Below are 17,191 nucleotides of genomic sequence, written 5' to 3'. Positions count from 1 at the left end.
CAAGGTGGCGAGATGCGGCAACATTCGACCACTATGCATGACTGGCAACACATGCATCACTACGCATTCCACGAATCCACATGGCTCGCATTGTCTACGTCAATGGCAAATTTCTGACGCAGCGTCTAACGGGTGTCCAACGGGTAGCCGGCGAGCTGCTCCGGTCGCTAGACAGCCTTTTAGCCGAGACTGCGTATTCTGGCCTGCAATTCGTCGTGCTGTACCCGCATGGGACCGAGTCTCCTGCTTGGCGAGTGATCGAGGGAAAAAGTGTTGGCCCCGCCTCTCTGAGCGGCCCCATCTGGGAGCAATTGGTCTTGCCTTGGAGCGCACGAGACGGCCTGTTGTTGAATCTCTCTGGCTCCACACCTTGGATGGGCCGGCGACAAGCCTGCATGCTGCATGATGCCGCAGTATTCGATTGGCCAGAGGCATACAGTTGGGCTTTTCGGCGCTGGTATCAGTTCCTATTCACGCGATTGGGCCGACGGGCGGAGCTGCTGTTGACCCCTTCTTGTTTTTCTGCAAAGCGACTCGCCGCGTGCATAACTGGGTTACGTTTAGACCGTTTGCATGTTCTGCCTTGCGCAGCAAGCCACATCCTGGAGCAGATCCCGGATCTTAGGATTCTTGAGAAGCACAAGTTAGCTCCAAAGAATTTCTTGCTCACTGTGGCTAGTAATAATCCCAGCAAAAACCTTGCGGGGCTCCTTCGCGCACATGCGTCTTGGAAGCTACGTCTTCAATACCCACTGGTTTTGGTCGGCGGGAGCAATGCAGCCGTTTTTGCAGACATAGCATTAAGCCCTTGCGGAGATGGGTCGCAGCTCTTCCTGGGTCCGGTCAATGATGCAGAGCTTGTGGCACTCTATCAGCAAGCCTTGGGCTTCGTTTTGCCGTCGTTTTACGAAGGTTTTGGCCTACCACCGCTGGAGGCCATGCAGTCGGGCTGCGCCGTCGCGGTTTCCAATTACGCCTCACTGCCAGAAGTATGTGGTGAAGCTGCTTTGTATTTCGACCCGAAGAATGAAGCAGAAATCATCCAAACCCTAAGCCTTCTTGCGATGGACATCAATGGCCGCGAAAAACTTTGCACTCAAGGTTTAAGTCGCGCCTCGATGTTCAGCTGGAGACGGTCGGCAGAAATATTGCTGGAGTTGCTGCAGCAATATTAGTTTGAAGAACTTGCACGAAGCACTTCAGCTAAAGTTGTACGCCCCTCAGCCACCTGCCTTACCCCGCTGCGCAACAGTCCGTCGTCCCTGCTTCTCCCAGTTGCGGCCAACAGGGCAGCTTCGCCGTCTCCCGCTGCAATACGGTGGCCCATTTGCTCATTGACCTCCAGCATGTCATAAATCGCAAGCCGCCCGAAAAAACCAATGCCCGCGCAATGCGCGCAGCCCGTCGCTTTGCGCGGCCGCGCATGCTCCAAAAAATCAAACCGTCTAAGTAAGGCCTGAAGCGCCTCGTCGGGGCTCGAGTCCGGCTCGGCACAATGGTCACACAGCCGTCGAACTAAGCGCTGCGCGATGAGTCCACGCACACTCGCAGCAATCAGGAAAGGCTCGATCCCCATATCCACAAGGCGAGTAATCGCCCCAATTGCGCTATTGGTGTGCAATGTCGAAAGCACCAAATGGCCCGTCAGAGCAGATTGGATAGCTATACCTGCAGTTTCCTTGTCGCGTATTTCACCAAGTAAAATGGTGTCAGGATCATGCCGCAAGATAGATCGCAAGGCGGCAGCAAAGGTGAATCCAATATCTGTATTGACCTGTAGCTGGGTTATTCCTCGAATTTTGTACTCGATCGGATCCTCAACCGTAATGATCTTTTTGCTACGATCATTGGCCAACTCAAGCGCCGTGTAGAGCGTGGTGCTCTTGCCAGAGCCCGTGGGCCCCGTAACCAGCACGATGCCATTCGACAGGCGGCCCCAGGCCTCAAACATGTCTGCTTGCTCGGCATTCATGCCCAAGTCTTGCAACTGCGTCGGCTTGCGCTCCTGGCGCAACAGACGCAAAACCATTGATTCGCCGTGCGCTCCCGGGAGGATAGAGACGCGAATGTCGAAGTTCTCTCCGTTTACACGCGCCCCAATTCGACCGTCTTGCGGCAACCGACGTTCAGCGATATCCAAATTCGCCAGAATTTTCACCCGGCAAGCCACTGCATCGAAGCGATCACGCCCGTAGCGAGCCAACTCTTGCATGTCCCCATCAATGCGTGCGCGGACCACAAAGTCACCCTCTTCAGGTTCGAAGTGCAGATCCGATGCTCGCTGCGTCACAGCCTTAGATAGTGTGCCGTTGACCAACTCAATGGTCGGCCCCTCTTCAGCGAGTTCCCGCAACGCCTGAAGGTCATCGATCGGACCAACTTGGGCATTGGCCTCCTCATCGGCGAAATTGGAAAGTCGCTCATAGGCCGAAGGAAGAATTAGTCTCCAATTCAGCAGCGGCGGGGACGGCCTGGAGATCAAGCGGTTGAACAGCTCACAGACCTCCGACGCAGGCGCATCCCTAAAGGCCACCAAATATCCTTGGCTCCCTCGGAATATCCAGACCCCCTTGGCGCGCAGCCAGTGCGGATTCAGCCCCAAGTCTGACGCGGCTTTTTGGAGCGAGAAGCCATCGAGGCCCTCAGTCTCTTCACTCCGCATCAAGGGCCAGTCCAGCAAAGCGCCCATCGCACTATAGAGTGGCAACTCAGCCAGCGCATTCAGCCTAAGCAGTGCGGTGGCAACAGGCAGATGCGAATTCTCCGAAAGCGTCACCGCGGCCTGTTTGGTTCGCTCGTCAATCAGTCCCTGCTCCAGCAGAGCCAGGAGCAATGAGCTTTCGCCTAAGACCTGAAGCGGCGGAGTTATCAACTTTTCCATTGAGATACCAAGCAAATACTGTCTGGGTCAACAACTGACCATGGAAGGGGCTATTCAGCAGTAGCTATTTCAACCGACTCAATGAAGGCCTTGACTCGTCTGCGCAGGATCCTTCGCAGCCCCCGACCCAGGCTTTGCCAACTTAACTTCTCGCTCAGTCACGTACCACCGCCCTCGCGCGTAGGCCAAGAGCGTGTAGAAGCCCCCCTTTTTGAAGTCCATTGATACCTCAGCACTAGCTATTTGCCCCCCCTTGATTGGGATAGCTTGAATGAGTACAGGTTCAGGCTGAGCTGCTCCCGGAGCCTGCAAGCGAGGCGTTTGCCCTCTTTTGCCCCTGAGTAGCACCAACCAGCCCGTGCCGGATATTTCGCTGCGCATGCGCACTTGGAGGGGGCCAGCCGGCGCGATATCCGGCAAATCAAGCAACAGATAGCCACTGGGCTCCGGCTTAACCGCCATCGCCTGGAGAGCTTGGTCCACCGTGACTGCGGCACGGACCGCCGGCGCAATCACCTGCGCGACCGAGGAAAGAGTGCACCCCACCACCAGCACGCAACATGAAAGTTGAATTGCCGCCCGCCTTCGCCCCCAACTCTCTGCCATACCCAGGCTTCCTGACATATCAAGTATTCATGAAAAAGGGGGCCCGAAGGCCCCCTCTCAACCAAACACGGCTCTGGAAAATTACTTCTTGATGCCGGTCTGCGCGTCTTGATCGATGTGATCGCGAGGCGAAGCGCCGAGGTTCACGAAGTCAGCGCCCTGCGAGCCGGACACTTCAGTCAGAGCACCCGTACGGGTGTTGTAGAAGTAGTTCTGCACGCGCAGCGTAGCGGCCTTGGTCGACGAGATACGCAGACGGGTGTTGGCAGCCAACTCCTGACCCGAAGCAGCGGTCAGACCGCCAGGGCCAGTGTTATCGGCACCGTTGGTCGACGAGTTGTTCAGCAGCAGGTTGTGCACTTCCTTGGCGGTGAAGTAACGAGCGCCGCGAGCAGGCAGAGTACCCATCTCGCCCCACTTGCCGTACTTGCCGTCAGCACGGATGTACTGACCGATCAGGTCGGCTTCTTGGGTTTCGCTGTTGTTGATCACGCGAACCACGTTGATCCACTCGCCGTAGGCTTCGGTGGTGGCCTTGGCCGGATCCCAGCCCAGGAAGTTACGCACGTCGATCTTGACGCCACCGCCCAGACCGGCCAGCTCGCGCACGCACGACTGGTTGGTCTGCTCGTTTGCGCCGACTTCCTTGGTCAGGCGAGCCAGACCGGTGAAGGTCGACTGCGGAATCTCAACGTTGCCGGGCACGTTGTAGCAGATGTAGGCGCGGTCCGTGGTGGCGGTGTAACCTGCAACGGGGTCAGCACCAGCACCCAGGGGGCCGGTGGCCAGGGCGTCACCAATGGCGGTGATCGTGTTGGTAACGGCACCACCCGTCACGATGCTGACCAGGTCAGCGTGCGTGAAGGTGACGGTCCAGTCCTTGCCACCATTGCTCGCCACAGCAGTGCCAGCCGCGCTGACGTTGTTGGCGCCGGTCGCAGAGCAGAACGGGCTGTTGCTCAGCGTGATGGTCGAACCAGCGGCAAAGCCGTTGCTCGACATCAGTTTCACCACAGCGCCCAGGGTGTCCACAGCACCGTCGGTGTTCAGCACCGTCAGGGTGTTCAGGTCACCGTTGTTGTTGACGTTGTTGGCGCGCAACTTGTAGAAGTCGGTGGCGATGTCCGTATCCCAAGCATCCACATTCAAGTTGCGGAACTTGATGTAGCCCAGCGGCATCGTGGTGGTGGTGCCGAAGCCAGCGGTGTCGGTCGACAGGGCCTTGTTTTCGGTCGCCGGGTTGGTCGAGCGGTTGACCGCAACGCCCTTGCCAACGATCACATTCAGGGCCTGCGAGAACAGGATGTAACCATTATTGGTCACACCGGCTTCGCCCGACTCACCGATCACGCCCACACCCGAACCGGTGTAGTTGCGGATGTTCAGGCTGACGCGCTTGTCGCCATCCGAGCACACGTCCGTTGCGATTTCGGAAGCGCCGTCGCTGTCGACGGTACCCACGGTAGGCACAAGGTTGGTCACCTTGGCGAACTTGGCCGCCGCCGGAGCAGGCTGCGCGTCAAAGTCCACGCCGCCCACGGTCGCAGCGGCAATAGCGGCGGTGGTGACGTTGAAGTTCACCTGAGCGGTCGTCAGGTTCACGGGCACGGCGGTCTTGTTCTCAAGGCGGAACTTGACGCGCAGGGTCTGGGCATCCACCGCCTCGACTTCCAGAACTTCCACGGCGGCCTTGCCAGCGGCAGTGGTACCGGCAGCCAGCACCGGAACGTTCACAGGCGAGCCTGCAACGAAAGCCTTGACCTGCATGGTCTCCAGGTTGGGCAGGTTGCCGGCGGTCTGCAACCACGCCGGGGCGCCATCGCCGCCGAGCTTCAGCACCAGGTTGAAGTCCTGGCTCGACGCCGCGTTCGCGCTCAGGTTACCCGCATAGGTAAAGCTAGCGGCCGGGCCGATGATGGACTGGCTGTTGACCGCGATAACTTCGCGAGCAACGGTCACGCCCGACTGGCTGATGGTGGCAGCCATTGCCGAGCCAGCAGCAAACAGACTGGCGACAGCAGCAGCAACATGCAATTTCTTCATTGCCTTCATTGAGTGAACCTCATGTTTGGTTAACAAACGGCGCTCCTCCCACTTTCCTGGTGAGACCACCGCCTCAACAAACGCCAAGCAGCGCCAAGGCTGTGTAATGCGTTGTCAGGCGGCAGTCTAAGCGAACTTCTGAAGCCTTCTGCAAGCTCAGCACCAAAAAAGCGGCGAACACCGCGCGCAAGCAGGGTGATTCTGAGGGTTAACGCCTGCGTTTTGGCACCGCGCTTCCAACCTGCGTTGCCACTCAACAACAGAAGGCCCTGCATAGAGGCGTGTTGGCACTGCGAGTGCGCCTCGCACGCCGACCACTGCTTGTGCGCTGCAACTGCCCCTCATAGCCACCTTTACATCGAACAGAGGCGCACCTTGTCCACTTCCCTAGTGAAATGGAACGCTGAGGCACAATCCGCCCCCTCATGAAGCAATACAGCTATGTCGCACTGGATGCACAGGGCGTCCGTCGCACTGGCACGGTCTTGGCGGAGCATGACGATGCCGCCAAACAGTCGCTGCACAGACAGCAACTAGTCCTGGTGAAGCTACAAGTCCGGGACTCAACTGCCCCCCATGGCCAGTCACCCAAAGTCGGCAAAGCAGTAGATGCCGCTCAATTGGTAGATGAGTTGGCCACGCTGCTGGAGGCAAGCGTGCCATTGGCCGAGGCGGTAGGAACCTTGGCCCAGGCCCATCCGAGTGGGCACCCCCTACACAAAGTCAGAAGTCAGATCCGCGCAGGTAGTTCGTTCTCACAAGCACTCCTCGACAGCGGCCTGGATCTGCCCAATTACGTTGAGCAACTGGTGCGCTCCGGGGAAACCACAGGCAAATTGGGCGCTGCGCTACGAACAGCGGCGAGTCATTTGGAGCAAGACCGCCAGTTTCGGCAAGAGGCGCGCAACGCGCTGATCTACCCCATGGTCTTGGTGGCAAGCGGCATCGTGGCCACCCTGGTGATGTTCATCTTTGTTGTGCCGCGTTTCGCCCCAATTTTGACCAACCCCAAGGCCGAGTTGCCCTGGCTGAGTCGCATGGTTCTGAACGCCGGACTCTGGCTTACGCAGAACCAAATTGTGGTAGGCGGCATCGTGGCCGGCGTCATCCTAGGAGGCGTTGCGCTATTCAAGCGACGCGATGTCCGCGCGGCAGCTTGGGAATTCGCCAGTCGCTTGCCGGTACTGGGGCCCTGGACCCTGCATTCGGAGTTGGCCCGCTGGGCCTCACTACTAGCCGTTCTTCTTCAAAACAAGGTACCCCTGCTGACAGCACTGGCTCAAGCCAATCAAACCTTTCGCAGGCAGAGCCTACACACCCGAGGACAAATGGTCCTGAGCGATGTGCGCGCAGGCAAAGCCTTGAGCAGCGCCCTGGCAGAACACGCAATGCTTGATGTGTCAGGCCTCAACATGATTCGTGTCGGGGAACGCTCGGGCACCCTCCCCCACACGGTCGCCTCGCTTGCCCGCCTTCACGCCAACCAGAGTCAGCAGCGATTGAAGCGCTTTCTTGTACTGCTAGAGCCCATCACCATTCTGGCGATTTCAGTGGTTCTGGGCGGTATCATGATTTCAGTGATGCTCGCCATCACCAGCTTGACCAATGTGCTTTAGCACAGGAATGCCAGCCCAAGAGGCCGCACTCACCCTCCCCCATGACGCCACATTTGCACCCTAGCCGCCCACCACGTACCCGTCTTGGCGGCTTTACGCTCCTCGAGATCCTGATCGTGATGGTCATCATCGGCCTACTCGCAGGACTTGTCGGCCCACGCATCTTGGGCAAGGCTGAGTCCTCTAAGGTTCAAACAGCCAAGACCCAAATCAAAATGCTTCAAAGCGCCGTTGGCATCATGCAACTCGACATCGGCGTCATCCCAAGCAGCGATCAAGGCCTCAAACTGCTTTTGGAGGCCCCTGCAAACGAGCCACTGCGCAGCCAATGGAAGGGGCCCTACATTGATGGCAGCCTGCCTCTTGACCCGTGGAATACACCTTATGTCTACACGGTGCCTGGCCCTAATGGGCAGCCTTTTTCGATCATGTCTTTCGGAGCAGATGGCAAACCGGGCGGCGAAGGCCTGAATGCTGATGTGGGGGGCTAGCGCGAGCGCGCGCCTCGCAGAAGAAGGCTTCACCCTCCTAGAGATGATGGTCGTGATGGTTTTGCTTGGGCTGCTCGGCAGCCTGACGCTGCCATCTCTGCAGCGATGGCAGACCGCACTGACCGGGCGCGCTGAGGCTGGCTTGGTGATCGAAGCGCTGCGCAGCCAAGCCTTCCAGGCTGGCGCCCGGCGGATGGACTTGCTACTGAACGAAGCTAGCTTTTCGAGCAAGTCCGGAATTAAAGGGCTGGCCTCGGTGCAACTGCCACCAGGCTGGTCGGTTCGACGAGTCAGGCCCGCGCGTTTTTTGTCCAATGGATTATGCGATCCAGGCGTGGTGGCCTTTAGCTCCGCCAGCGGTTTGCCGCTTCTGATCCATATAAAAGGGCCAATTTGCCAGTTCGAGTGGCAAACCGATCCCGCCGCTTCTTAAATGAGATCACGGAACAAGCGCGGACTCAGCATGATCGAGGTGCTGGCAGCAATGGTGATCTTTAGCAGTTCAGCCGTGGTGCTATTTTCCTGGGTCGGGCAAACAGCCGCTCGGTTGAACCAGCTGAAGTTCGAGCAGAGCCGATTGTTCGCTGAACTTGACAGCCTTGAGTATGCACGCGGCATTAACCCGATGCGCGAGCCTACCGGGACAGTTCAACTCGGGGAACTCAACCTTAGCTGGACTAGTGAAATCATCAATGCGCCATTAAATACCACTGCGGAATCTGGCGGCAGCGGTGATCATGAAGTCGCGCTCTATCGGGTGAAGCTCACCTCGGAGCGACTGAACATCAAATCGACACAAGAGTTGTTTTTGGTCGGATGGAAACGCGTCCGGGAATCAAAGACAGGGGTGCCATTTGACATGCGTTAACCCCTCACCCAGCTCTAGCGATCGAGGACTCACACTCGTTGAGCTGCTGGTATCCCTCACGATACTCAGCTTGATGATGGTTCTGGTTTCCCAAGCCATTCATCAAAGCGCCCGGATCAGTATGGCGGCCCAGAATACCAGCGAAAGCCTGAACTCCCATTGGGGTAAAGGCTGGAGTGTACGTGAGCTATTCGAAAATCTGAGTGCCCCGCCAGAAGCGGGTGAGAAAGCATTTATAGGCTCACCCGATGAGGTCAGTGGATTCTCGACCCTGCCTCTGAATCGAGAAATGTCGGGCGTAACCAGGTTCGAGTTACAGCTGGTCTCTGCTGCTCCTGCGGCTCAAGGCAGTCGCTTGATATACCGAGAAATCGGAACCAAAGCCAATGCACCTTGGGCAGATGTAGCCCACTTCGAAGAACAGGTTGAGTTCTTTTATCAAAACGATTCAGGCATAAGCACAGGCCATTGGCCACCTGTGAATCGAGCCAATACGCCCCCCGCCGATAAAGCCGTACTGCCCAGGGCAATCGGGGTGCGGCGAAGCCAAGATGGCGTTTGGCTGCAATGGTATGCGTTCGAAGGCGCCACAACCCCTTCACAGAACCCAGGGAAGTTGCCGTGGGAGCAGTAGTGCGCACCTCAGGCTTTGCCTTGGCCATGGTCCTCTGGGTGCTAGCAGGACTCTCAGTCGTTGCAGCCGCAGTTGCAAGCCACACCTACACCAACGCACAAAGTGTCAAGGCCCTGCGGGATCGCGTTCAGGCAGAGCGCGCCTTTGTTAGCACCCGCTCAAGAGTTGGCCTGCTGATGGCGACGGGCGCGCCTCAATTCCACTCGTTCAATGGCCCTCGAGGTCGACTCTTTGTCGATGGACGCACCTTGGCCGCCAGCGATAGCGAGTGGGTCACAGTGCAGGACGCCCGCGGTCTAGTCAATCTCATGAAGAGCAATGAGTCAACTTTGCAAAAGCTGATTCAACTTTGTGGAGCAGCGGAGACTGAAGCCGAATCATTGAAAGACTCGCTGCTCGACTACGTCGATAGTGATGATCTGAAACGAATACGAGGCGCTGAGTCGTTCGAATACCGCAGAGCCAGCCAGCCGCCGCCGCGCAATTCACCTCTGTTGAGCGTCGATGAGCTGTGGCGCGTACAAGGCTTTCCCGCAGTCAAGGATGCCTGGACCAAAAGCGACTGTCACAAGATCTCCATTTTGCAAGGCGATGGGGTGCTGAACCACAACACTGCGCCAGCAGCTGTTCTGGAGCTCACCGGCATGACCAAAGAAGGCGCCCTGGCCTTCGTGCAAGCGCGCGAAGACGGCCTCTCGGAGGCACTGCCACAGGCCCGTGGAGCGGACTCTAGCAATCCATTCACATGGCAGGGAAGCGGGTACGTGGGCCGAGCGGCTCGGGTGACCCACCAATTGCAAAACGTAGAATGGTGCCTGAGCTACACCTTGGAATTGTCTCCCTCGCGCACCGCGCCGCCGTGGGTCCTGCACGAGCTCCGGGTGTCATCTTGTCCGGATCGCTCAACTCGACCCGCAGCGGCGCTGCCGGCGCCCGACCACCAGGCTCTTGAGCAGGATCCAACAAGCCAGAATGCTGTACCACGTCTACCTTTTAACCTTCGCTGAGGACCGTCGCCCTTGCCTCATCAGAACTGGGGTCAAGGCGTTTCAGCGAACGCTACTGGTGCCGCGAAGCCTCTGTGTCTTCGAGACATTGCCATGCAAAGGGCTCTCTTGGAACGAGCGCCGCAATTTCGCCAGGATGCAGGCAGAACGCCTTCAGCCCTTCACCCGGTCAGGGTGCTCTGCAGCCATTCACGGAGACAGCTTGTGCCTATGGTTCTGGGATGCTGAAGAGGTCGGCCAAGCGTTAGAGGCTCTTAATTGGCAACCAAGGAATCTGCGCTTTAGCGTAGAAAGCCTTTACCTCGAGAAACCTCTTGGGGATGGAGAAGTGATCCGCCCCTGCGCCGCCGGGGCGGAACTATGGACGCTTCGGCACGGGATCGTTCAGAGTTCCCGCTGGCAAATGACTGCAATTGAAGCGCCGCACCCACTTCGCAGGGCCTGGGCTTCCGATCTTCGCCCACTCGATACCCGATCAAATGCGAACCTCGTTCAGCTTGTAGGCGCCAAGACTCAACGATTGCTTACTTGGACACCGACAACTGTACTGTGGCTTAGTCTGGCCTGGCTTGCCTACCATGGCGCCTACTGGTTAGGCGCCCGGCAGCGTCTCACCATTCTGGAGGCGGAAGCTGCACTGGCAGATCAGCGCATTTCCAGCATGGCCAGCCTCGGCTCCGAGGCCAAAAAAGATGATGAATGGCTTGTCCAATACAAGACCTTCGCAGCCAGCGTTCCTTTCGACTATGTTCTTGAAGCTCTGCGTCCAGCTTTAGAGCACTCTGGAGTTGTAATCAAAGAGCTCGAATTAAGGGGAGACCAACTGCGGATACAGGTTACCACCGCAGGGGGAGAAATCGACCTCCCAGCGCTGCTAAAGCGCCTAGAAGCCATCCATGGCTTCGCCGATGTCGAGCTCAGAGAGCACACAGAATTGACTGGGGCCACCTTCGGAATGAAGACCACAGCCTTGAAAAGGCTGATCCTACCTACCAGTCAAAAACCATGAATAAAGTTTCACTTTCACAGGCGCCGTCGCGACTGCTGTCGCTGCTTTGTCTTTTGATCGGAATTGTGGCTTGGGCGGGTGCGGACGAGCTGGCCCAACAGACTGCAGTCCTCTCAGCAAGTGCCAAGCAGCTAGTCACGAGGATTAATCGAGCGAACCCAAGTGAACTTGAAGCACGGACGCTGCGCACTCAAGAGCTGGCCAGCGAACGCTCAAGGGTATTCTCCAAGCTCGAAACTCAAGACACCGAGCAAATGGTTCGCGCTCAGTTGATATATAGCCTCCGGGAGCACTGCAACACCATCCCAATCACATGCCAAGTACGGCTCGCCGATCTCAGTCAAACACTAAACACAAAGGATCCAAAAGACAACCAATCCGCAGATATGAAATCACTCGATATTGGCCGCGCAAGGGCGATCATTAGCGGAACTTTCAAGCCCGATGAATTGCAAAGACTCTATCACGCATTCATCAATGACCAGAGATTTCAGTGGAAGATCAACGCGATCGTAGTTCGCAATAACACTTTCGAATTTGATATAGAGCGCCTTGTTTCATTTCGCGCAAAATAAAATATCCCATTTCGCAGCCCATGAAAATATATTTTTCTAAAGTCCGCGAGCATTCACTACTGGCGCTCGGAATACTACTAACGCTTGGCGCATTATTGTATGGTCACGCAAATGGCCTTGCCATCGGCCAATCCGATTCCAAGAATTACCTTCAACCCGGATATCGCCCCAAGACGGCGAAGGATGCATTTTCCCGCGGATCGCAGGCATCAAGTCCCGCTACCGAACTTCCGGAGTCCGTTGGCATTCCCTGGCCGTTGTGGGAGTTCGAACTACGTGATCCTCTTCCACCACGTGAGCCAACACTGACTCCTCCCTCATGGCGCCTTGTTGGAGCAACTTTTTCGATTGGCCACTGGCAACTTCTAGTGTCACGAGAAGGCAGTCAAGAAGTTCAATATTTAAAAGTTGGCGAAAAGCTACCCGGCGGTTACTTAATTACTGCCATTTCAGACTCCGAAGTCACCTTAAAGCATGGTCGTCGCCAGCTGACACTTGCCTACATTGCCACACCATGACCCGCGCTCAATCACCCATCAGCCTCTGCTTGGCCACACTAGCGCTTAGCGCTTGCACCTCTCAGCCGAAGGACTTGGAATCTTTACACTTCAAGAAGACTCCCGTTTTTCAGGCGACCGACAGTCGGAGCAAGCCAGAAGAAGCAAATCTAATTCCGAGCCTGCAGGCGTCAGAAGCCCCAACCTTCATGCCACCCCGCCAAGTAGGCTCAGGTGAAAAGGCCATCAGCAGCAGATCAGCCAATTTCCCGGACGACACTGAAGAAGTGAGCATTGCCATCGAGCAAACTCCTCTTCCAATGTTTGTTCAGATTTTGTACGGCAACGTACTGAAGCGCCCATATTCACTTGATCCGGCCGTAGGAACACGCACTGATCCCGTGACCTTCAAAACGTCTCGACCGCTCAGTAAAAAGCGCATGGCGGAATTGGCAGTCAGCCTCTTGCGGAGCTATCAACTACAAGTTGAAGACTTGGAAGGGTTGATAAAGATTTCGCCACAGCAGCAAGGTCCAATTAGCTCCAACATTTTAATGAGTGGAAAACAGCTTGGCGATGGAACACCAAGCTTCAATGCCATCCATCACTATGTAGAGATGGAGTACGTACGGAACAGCGAGGTTGTTCAGTGGCTCCGTCAAATCATGGGCCAGCGGGTTCAGATTCAGGAAGACAATGCAAGAAACGCTTTGTTGATAAGCGGACAAGCAGGCGAGGTGCGTGCGGCGCTTACCATTATTCAGAGTTTCGATCAACCAAGAATGCGGGGCCGAATTGCCGCACGCGTAACACCCAGTTACGCGAGCCCGACGGATCTCGCTCAGAAGCTGACCGATGTGCTGAATGCCCAGGGCATTGCGGCCGGAGGCAATTCCGGCGCGACGCAAGCAACAGTTTTACTCCTGCCCGTCCCTTCTATTTCCAGCGTCTTTGTCTTTGCAACCAATCAAGCATTGCTCGACCATACGCTGCATTGGGCAGCAGAGCTGGATAAGGCGCCGATTGGCACGGCTACGGTCCGTGGCGGCCTTTTCACCTATGCTGTGAAGTATGCTGATGCGAAATCCCTCGCCTTAACTCTCGGCGAAGTGCTCGGGGGAGCAGGAAGCCAGCCCACAGCTCCGTCGGGGGCCTCAGCGCAACAGCCGACGAGAAGCAGCTTTGGGCGCGTAACCGTAAATAACGCCACAAATACATTGATCATCCGCGGCACCAGTGCCGAAGAGCAACAACAACTGATTGATCTGCTACGGGAGCTGGATCGACCGACAAAATCGGCATGGATCGAAGTAGTGGTTGCAGAGGTGACCACTGACGCCAAAGAAGAACTCGGAGTTAGCTGGTCCGGCAACAATCAGACTGCGGTGGGCAGTGCTGGAAGCCGCTCTGGATCGCTGAACGGAAGCGGATTCAATCTTGGTATGGTCAATGACGCTAGAACCGTAATGGCCAATCTCAGTCTTCTGTCGTCAAAAGGCAAAGGCCGAATTCTTTCGAATCCAAGAGTTCTGGCTCGAAACGGGGAGTCCGCGACCATTTCGGTGGGGCGTGAAGTTCCAGTAGTTACCAGCGTGCAGAGCACCGGACAAACCTCCAGCGGTGGGCTTTTTGGAGGTAATCAGCTAGGCGTACTCCAGCAGATTCAATATCGATCCACCGGTGTGATCCTGCAGGTTAGACCGGTAATCAACTCAGGCAACAGGATGGATTTAGAGGTATCGCAGGAGGTTAGTAGCGCCGAAGCCACGACCACTGGCGTTAGTAGCTCGCCCACTATCTCCAACCGCCGCATCGATACCAAGATATCGCTGCGGGACGGATCCACGGTACTCCTGGGCGGACTAATCTTGAACAACGGGAAAATCAGCGCGGATGGCTTACCGTTCCTTAAGGACCTACCTGTAATAGGTGGTGTTTTTGGAAAGAGGTCTGATGTTTCCTCGGAGACGGAGTTGCTCGTCATGATCACACCGCATGTGATAAATGATGATTACGAAGCAGAGGAAGTCGCGCAGGCAGTAAGAAAGAGCTATGGAAGTTGGGTCCAAAGTTTGCCAGTTTCGCGGGTGGCCCTTGAACCAGAGCCCAGAACAGAAGTTGCGCCGACGATGAACCCGAATCCATCGCCGCGCTCCCCTGCAAGCTCTGATCTTGGTTTCTCAAAGATTCCAGTCCGGAAGACGCCATCGCTTGCCAACAAATCGGATTCACAGCCTGATGAAATGGATTCTTCGGACATTGTAACCAGCCGACCAATTACTCGCCAAACTCAGAGCAGCCCCACGCCCAACTCGAATGAGCGCATTAATCAGGCCGCGCCTGAAAAGGCTGCGCCACAAAAAGGCGCTTCGCATTCTGAACCCAGCAGAACAACAGAGAGCGGGAAGTCCGTAACCCTGCCGGGGGGTATTCAAGGAAAAGAAGTCACCGACCAGAAACTGCTTGATGAGATTAAGAAAGCGATTGGCAATAAGTAGTATTATTTGGGGGGTTGATATTCCGCAACCAACATCGCAAGAAGGTCTGACGCTCTCACATTTTCATCTTTGGCGGTATGGAGCCACTTAAGGATCACATGCGAAGAGGCCGGTTCTTCTTGCAGAGACGCTGCACGAAGTGCTTTTACGGAAGTGACACGCGTCTTTTCATCGCTCACGAGCAACTCCTCATACATCTTCTCGCCAGGCCTTAAACCGCTGAAGACGACGCCGATTTCATCCAACGTACGGCCGCTGAGCCGAATCATGGTGCGCGCCAGTTCCACGATCTTGACCGGCTCGCCCATGTCCAGCACCAGCACCTGACCGCTTTCGCCGATAGCGGCGGCCTGGAGCACCAGGCGTGCCGCTTCGGGAATGGTCATGAAGTAGCGAATGATGTCGGGGTGGGTCACGGTAACCGGACCACCGCGCGCAATCTGCTCCTTGAATTTGGGGATCACGCTGCCGCTGGAACCCAGCACATTGCCAAAGCGCACCGCCATGAAGCGCGTGCTCGCGTGCTCGCGCGCGAGGGCGGCAATCACCAATTCGGCCGCGCGCTTGCTGGCGCCCATCACATTGGTGGGGTTCACAGCCTTGTCGGTACTGATGAGCACAAAGCGCGCCACGCCCACTTCGGCCGCGGCCAGGGCGGCGTGATAGGTGCCCAGGGTGTTGTTGCGCACGCAGGCCCAGGCGTTGTGCTCTTCCTCCATCAGTGGCACATGCTTGAAGGCCGCGGCGTGGAAAAGCAGCTGAGGGCGCCACTGGCCCAGGGTGGCGCGCAGGTGCGCCAGGTCCTTGACGTCGCCGATCACGCGCACCAGTTGAAGCGTCGGAAAGCGCTCGCCCAGCTCTTGCTCGATGGCGTAGAGATTGAACTCGCTCAGCTCATAGAGCACCAAGATGCGCGGCGCATAGCGCGCCACTTGGCGGCAGAGCTCGCTGCCGATGGAGCCACCGGCGCCGGTGATCAGCACCGTACTGCCCGCGATCATCTCGCCGATGCCCGCCTCATCCAGTTGCACCGGCTCACGCCCCAACAGGTCCTCGGGCTTGATGTCACGCACCCGCTCCAGGGGCATGCCGTCGCGCAGTTCATCGGCGCTGGGCACGGTCAGCACCGGCAGGCCGGTGGCGCTGGCCAGGTCGAACACGCGGCGCCGCGCCGCGCCGCGCAGCGAGGGCATGGCAATCACCAGGTGCGTAAGCGGCAAACGCTCGCATTGCGCGCCCAGGGAGTCCAAGGCCCCAAGAACCGGACAACCGGCGATGCGCTGCCCCGTTTTGGTCGGGTCGTCGTCCAGCAAGCCGTGAATCAGACTGTCGCCATCGCGCAGGCCGGCGATCAGGCGCGTGGCCGCCTCACCGGCGCCCAGGATCAGCAGCTGCCGCACCGTACCCGAACCGCGATGCAGGCGCGCGCGCATGTGCTCGTAGAGCATGCGGTAGAGGATTCGCACCAGCACCAAGCCCATCAGTGCCATCACCGGATGAAGCGCCAGCACCGCACGCGGCACGCCCTCCAGGCCCAAGGCTCGCACCGCCGCGCCACCCAGGGCTCCGGCCAACAAACAAGCCCAGGCCAGGCGCTTGACCTCCCCGAAGCCCGAGAAGCGCCAGATCGAGCGCGGCACCTGCAGCAGCAGGAACACCAGCGCGTAGAGCAGCAACAAGCCCGCCAGCACCGCCGCGTCATAAGCCGGCCGGGCCGAGGCCCAGCGCTCGAAACCCAGGCGGAATAGATAGGTGGCCTGCCAGCTCAACGCCACCACGGCCAAGTCCATCAGCAGGGACAGCGTGGCGCGACGCTGGCGCAGGCGCACCAGCAAGCCATCCAGGGCAGCCCAAAAACGCAAAGAAAGGTTCATGCCCGGATCCAAAGACGCCAGATGGTCTGGCCGATGACGCGCAAGTCCGAGCCCAGGCTGGCGCGCTGGGCATAGGCCACAGCCGCTTCCAGCTTGGCCGGCAGGATCTGCTCGATATAGATGCGCTCCGGGTCGGCCGCGGCCGCCAGCAACTCGGCCTCGTGCAGATGCGCCAGAGACACCGGATCGGTCAGCCCCGGTCGCACTGCCAATGCCTGGGCGCGCAAATGCTCGGGGTAATGGGCCACATAGCGCGGCACTTCGGGGCGTGGACCCACCAAACTCATGGCACCGCGCAGCACATCCCAGAGTTGGGGCAACTCATCCAGCTTGCTGCGCCGCAACCACTGCCCGGCAGGGGTGATGCGCGCATCCTGGCCCACGGTCAGGGGCAGGCCTTCGGCATCGGCGCGCATGGTGCGGAATTTATGGATCCAGAACAGCCGCCCATGGCGGCCCACACGTTGCTGCCGAAACAGCACCGGGCCGGGTGAATCCAGCTTGATCCACAACGCCAGACCCAGCAGCAGCGGCGCCAGCAGAGCCAAGGCCGCGGTCGCCACCAGCAGATCCATCACGCGCTTGCCCATGG

General features: G+C 57.8%; 15 protein-coding genes. 11 read left to right on the top strand and 4 right to left on the bottom strand.

Translation table 11 applies throughout. The annotated features are described in order from the left end of the window. Positions 1-80 precede the first annotated feature (80 nt). A complete protein-coding gene (locus tag FF090_RS05895) occupies positions 81-1,175 on the top strand; it encodes a glycosyltransferase family 4 protein (protein ID WP_138855850.1) in 1,095 nt (364 codons plus the stop codon). On the opposite strand, the gene FF090_RS05890 is transcribed toward FF090_RS05895, so the two are convergent. Both FF090_RS05890 and FF090_RS05885 read right to left on the bottom strand, forming a co-directional pair. After that, on the bottom strand, positions 1,172-2,881 hold the full coding sequence (locus tag FF090_RS05890; protein ID WP_138855849.1) for a GspE/PulE family protein: 1,710 nt from the start codon (positions 2,879-2,881) through the stop codon (positions 1,172-1,174). The genes FF090_RS05895 and FF090_RS05890 overlap by 4 nt on opposite strands. 687 nt (positions 2,882-3,568) lie before the next feature. Then, positions 3,569-5,539, bottom strand: coding sequence for a hypothetical protein (locus FF090_RS05885; RefSeq protein ID WP_138855848.1), 1,971 nt, complete (start codon positions 5,537-5,539; stop codon positions 3,569-3,571). 416 nt (positions 5,540-5,955) lie between these two features. On the opposite strand from FF090_RS05885, the gene FF090_RS05880 reads away from it, so the two are divergent. The 10 genes from FF090_RS05880 to FF090_RS05840 all read left to right on the top strand — a co-directional run bounded on the left by FF090_RS05880 (position 5,956) and on the right by FF090_RS05840 (position 14,725). Further along, on the top strand, positions 5,956-7,146 hold the full coding sequence (locus tag FF090_RS05880; RefSeq protein ID WP_138855847.1) for a type II secretion system F family protein: 1,191 nt from the start codon (positions 5,956-5,958) through the stop codon (positions 7,144-7,146). Positions 7,147-7,187: 41 nt separating this feature from the next. Next, positions 7,188-7,637, top strand: coding sequence for a type II secretion system major pseudopilin GspG (gspG, locus tag FF090_RS05875; protein ID WP_138855846.1), 450 nt, complete (start codon positions 7,188-7,190; stop codon positions 7,635-7,637). After that, on the top strand, positions 7,618-8,070 hold the full coding sequence (locus FF090_RS05870; protein ID WP_138855845.1) for a prepilin-type N-terminal cleavage/methylation domain-containing protein: 453 nt from the start codon (positions 7,618-7,620) through the stop codon (positions 8,068-8,070). Before gspG ends, FF090_RS05870 begins: the two co-directional genes overlap by 20 nt. Next, positions 8,071-8,505, top strand: coding sequence for a type II secretion system protein (locus FF090_RS05865; protein ID WP_138855844.1), 435 nt, complete (start codon positions 8,071-8,073; stop codon positions 8,503-8,505). Next, the gene (locus FF090_RS05860; protein WP_138855843.1) at positions 8,492-9,139 is read left to right on the top strand and encodes a PulJ/GspJ family protein; all 648 of its coding nucleotides are present in this window, start codon (positions 8,492-8,494) and stop codon (positions 9,137-9,139) included. The genes FF090_RS05865 and FF090_RS05860 overlap by 14 nt, the downstream gene beginning before the upstream one ends. Positions 9,140-9,165: 26 nt before the next feature. Then, a complete protein-coding gene (locus FF090_RS05855) occupies positions 9,166-10,146 on the top strand; it encodes a type II secretion system minor pseudopilin (RefSeq protein WP_246071562.1) in 981 nt (326 codons plus the stop codon). Positions 10,147-10,348: 202 nt separating this feature from the next. Continuing rightward, positions 10,349-11,155 (top strand): hypothetical protein, encoded by an 807-nt coding sequence (locus tag FF090_RS05850; protein WP_138855841.1) that lies wholly within the window; start codon positions 10,349-10,351, stop codon positions 11,153-11,155. Continuing rightward, positions 11,152-11,730, top strand: coding sequence for a hypothetical protein (locus tag FF090_RS05845; protein ID WP_138855840.1), 579 nt, complete (start codon positions 11,152-11,154; stop codon positions 11,728-11,730). Before FF090_RS05850 ends, FF090_RS05845 begins: the two co-directional genes overlap by 4 nt. Before the next feature lie 20 nt (positions 11,731-11,750). Further along, the gene (locus FF090_RS19135; RefSeq protein ID WP_175423545.1) at positions 11,751-12,248 is read left to right on the top strand and encodes a hypothetical protein; all 498 of its coding nucleotides are present in this window, start codon (positions 11,751-11,753) and stop codon (positions 12,246-12,248) included. Further along, the gene (locus tag FF090_RS05840; RefSeq protein ID WP_175423544.1) at positions 12,245-14,725 is read left to right on the top strand and encodes a secretin GspD/PilQ domain-containing protein; all 2,481 of its coding nucleotides are present in this window, start codon (positions 12,245-12,247) and stop codon (positions 14,723-14,725) included. Before FF090_RS19135 ends, FF090_RS05840 begins: the two co-directional genes overlap by 4 nt. Positions 14,726-14,727: 2 nt before the next feature. Here the strand turns inward: FF090_RS05840 and FF090_RS05835 are convergent, their stop codons facing one another. Together FF090_RS05835 and FF090_RS05830 are read right to left on the bottom strand one after the other, a co-directional pair. Further along, entirely contained in the window at positions 14,728-16,599 is a 1,872-nt protein-coding gene (locus tag FF090_RS05835) for a polysaccharide biosynthesis protein (RefSeq protein WP_138855838.1), read from the bottom strand. Next, positions 16,596-17,189, bottom strand: a complete 594-nt coding sequence (locus tag FF090_RS05830) for a sugar transferase (protein ID WP_138855837.1) — start codon at positions 17,187-17,189, stop codon at positions 16,596-16,598. The genes FF090_RS05835 and FF090_RS05830 overlap by 4 nt, the downstream gene beginning before the upstream one ends. Between the last annotated feature and the right edge of the window lie 2 nt (positions 17,190-17,191).

It is taken from the genome of Inhella inkyongensis, from assembly GCF_005952805.1.
Classification (GTDB): Bacteria; Pseudomonadota; Gammaproteobacteria; order Burkholderiales; family Burkholderiaceae_C; genus Inhella; species Inhella inkyongensis.
Note: the sequence above shows the minus strand (reverse complement) of the source record. Positions and strands in the feature narration are given on the sequence as shown.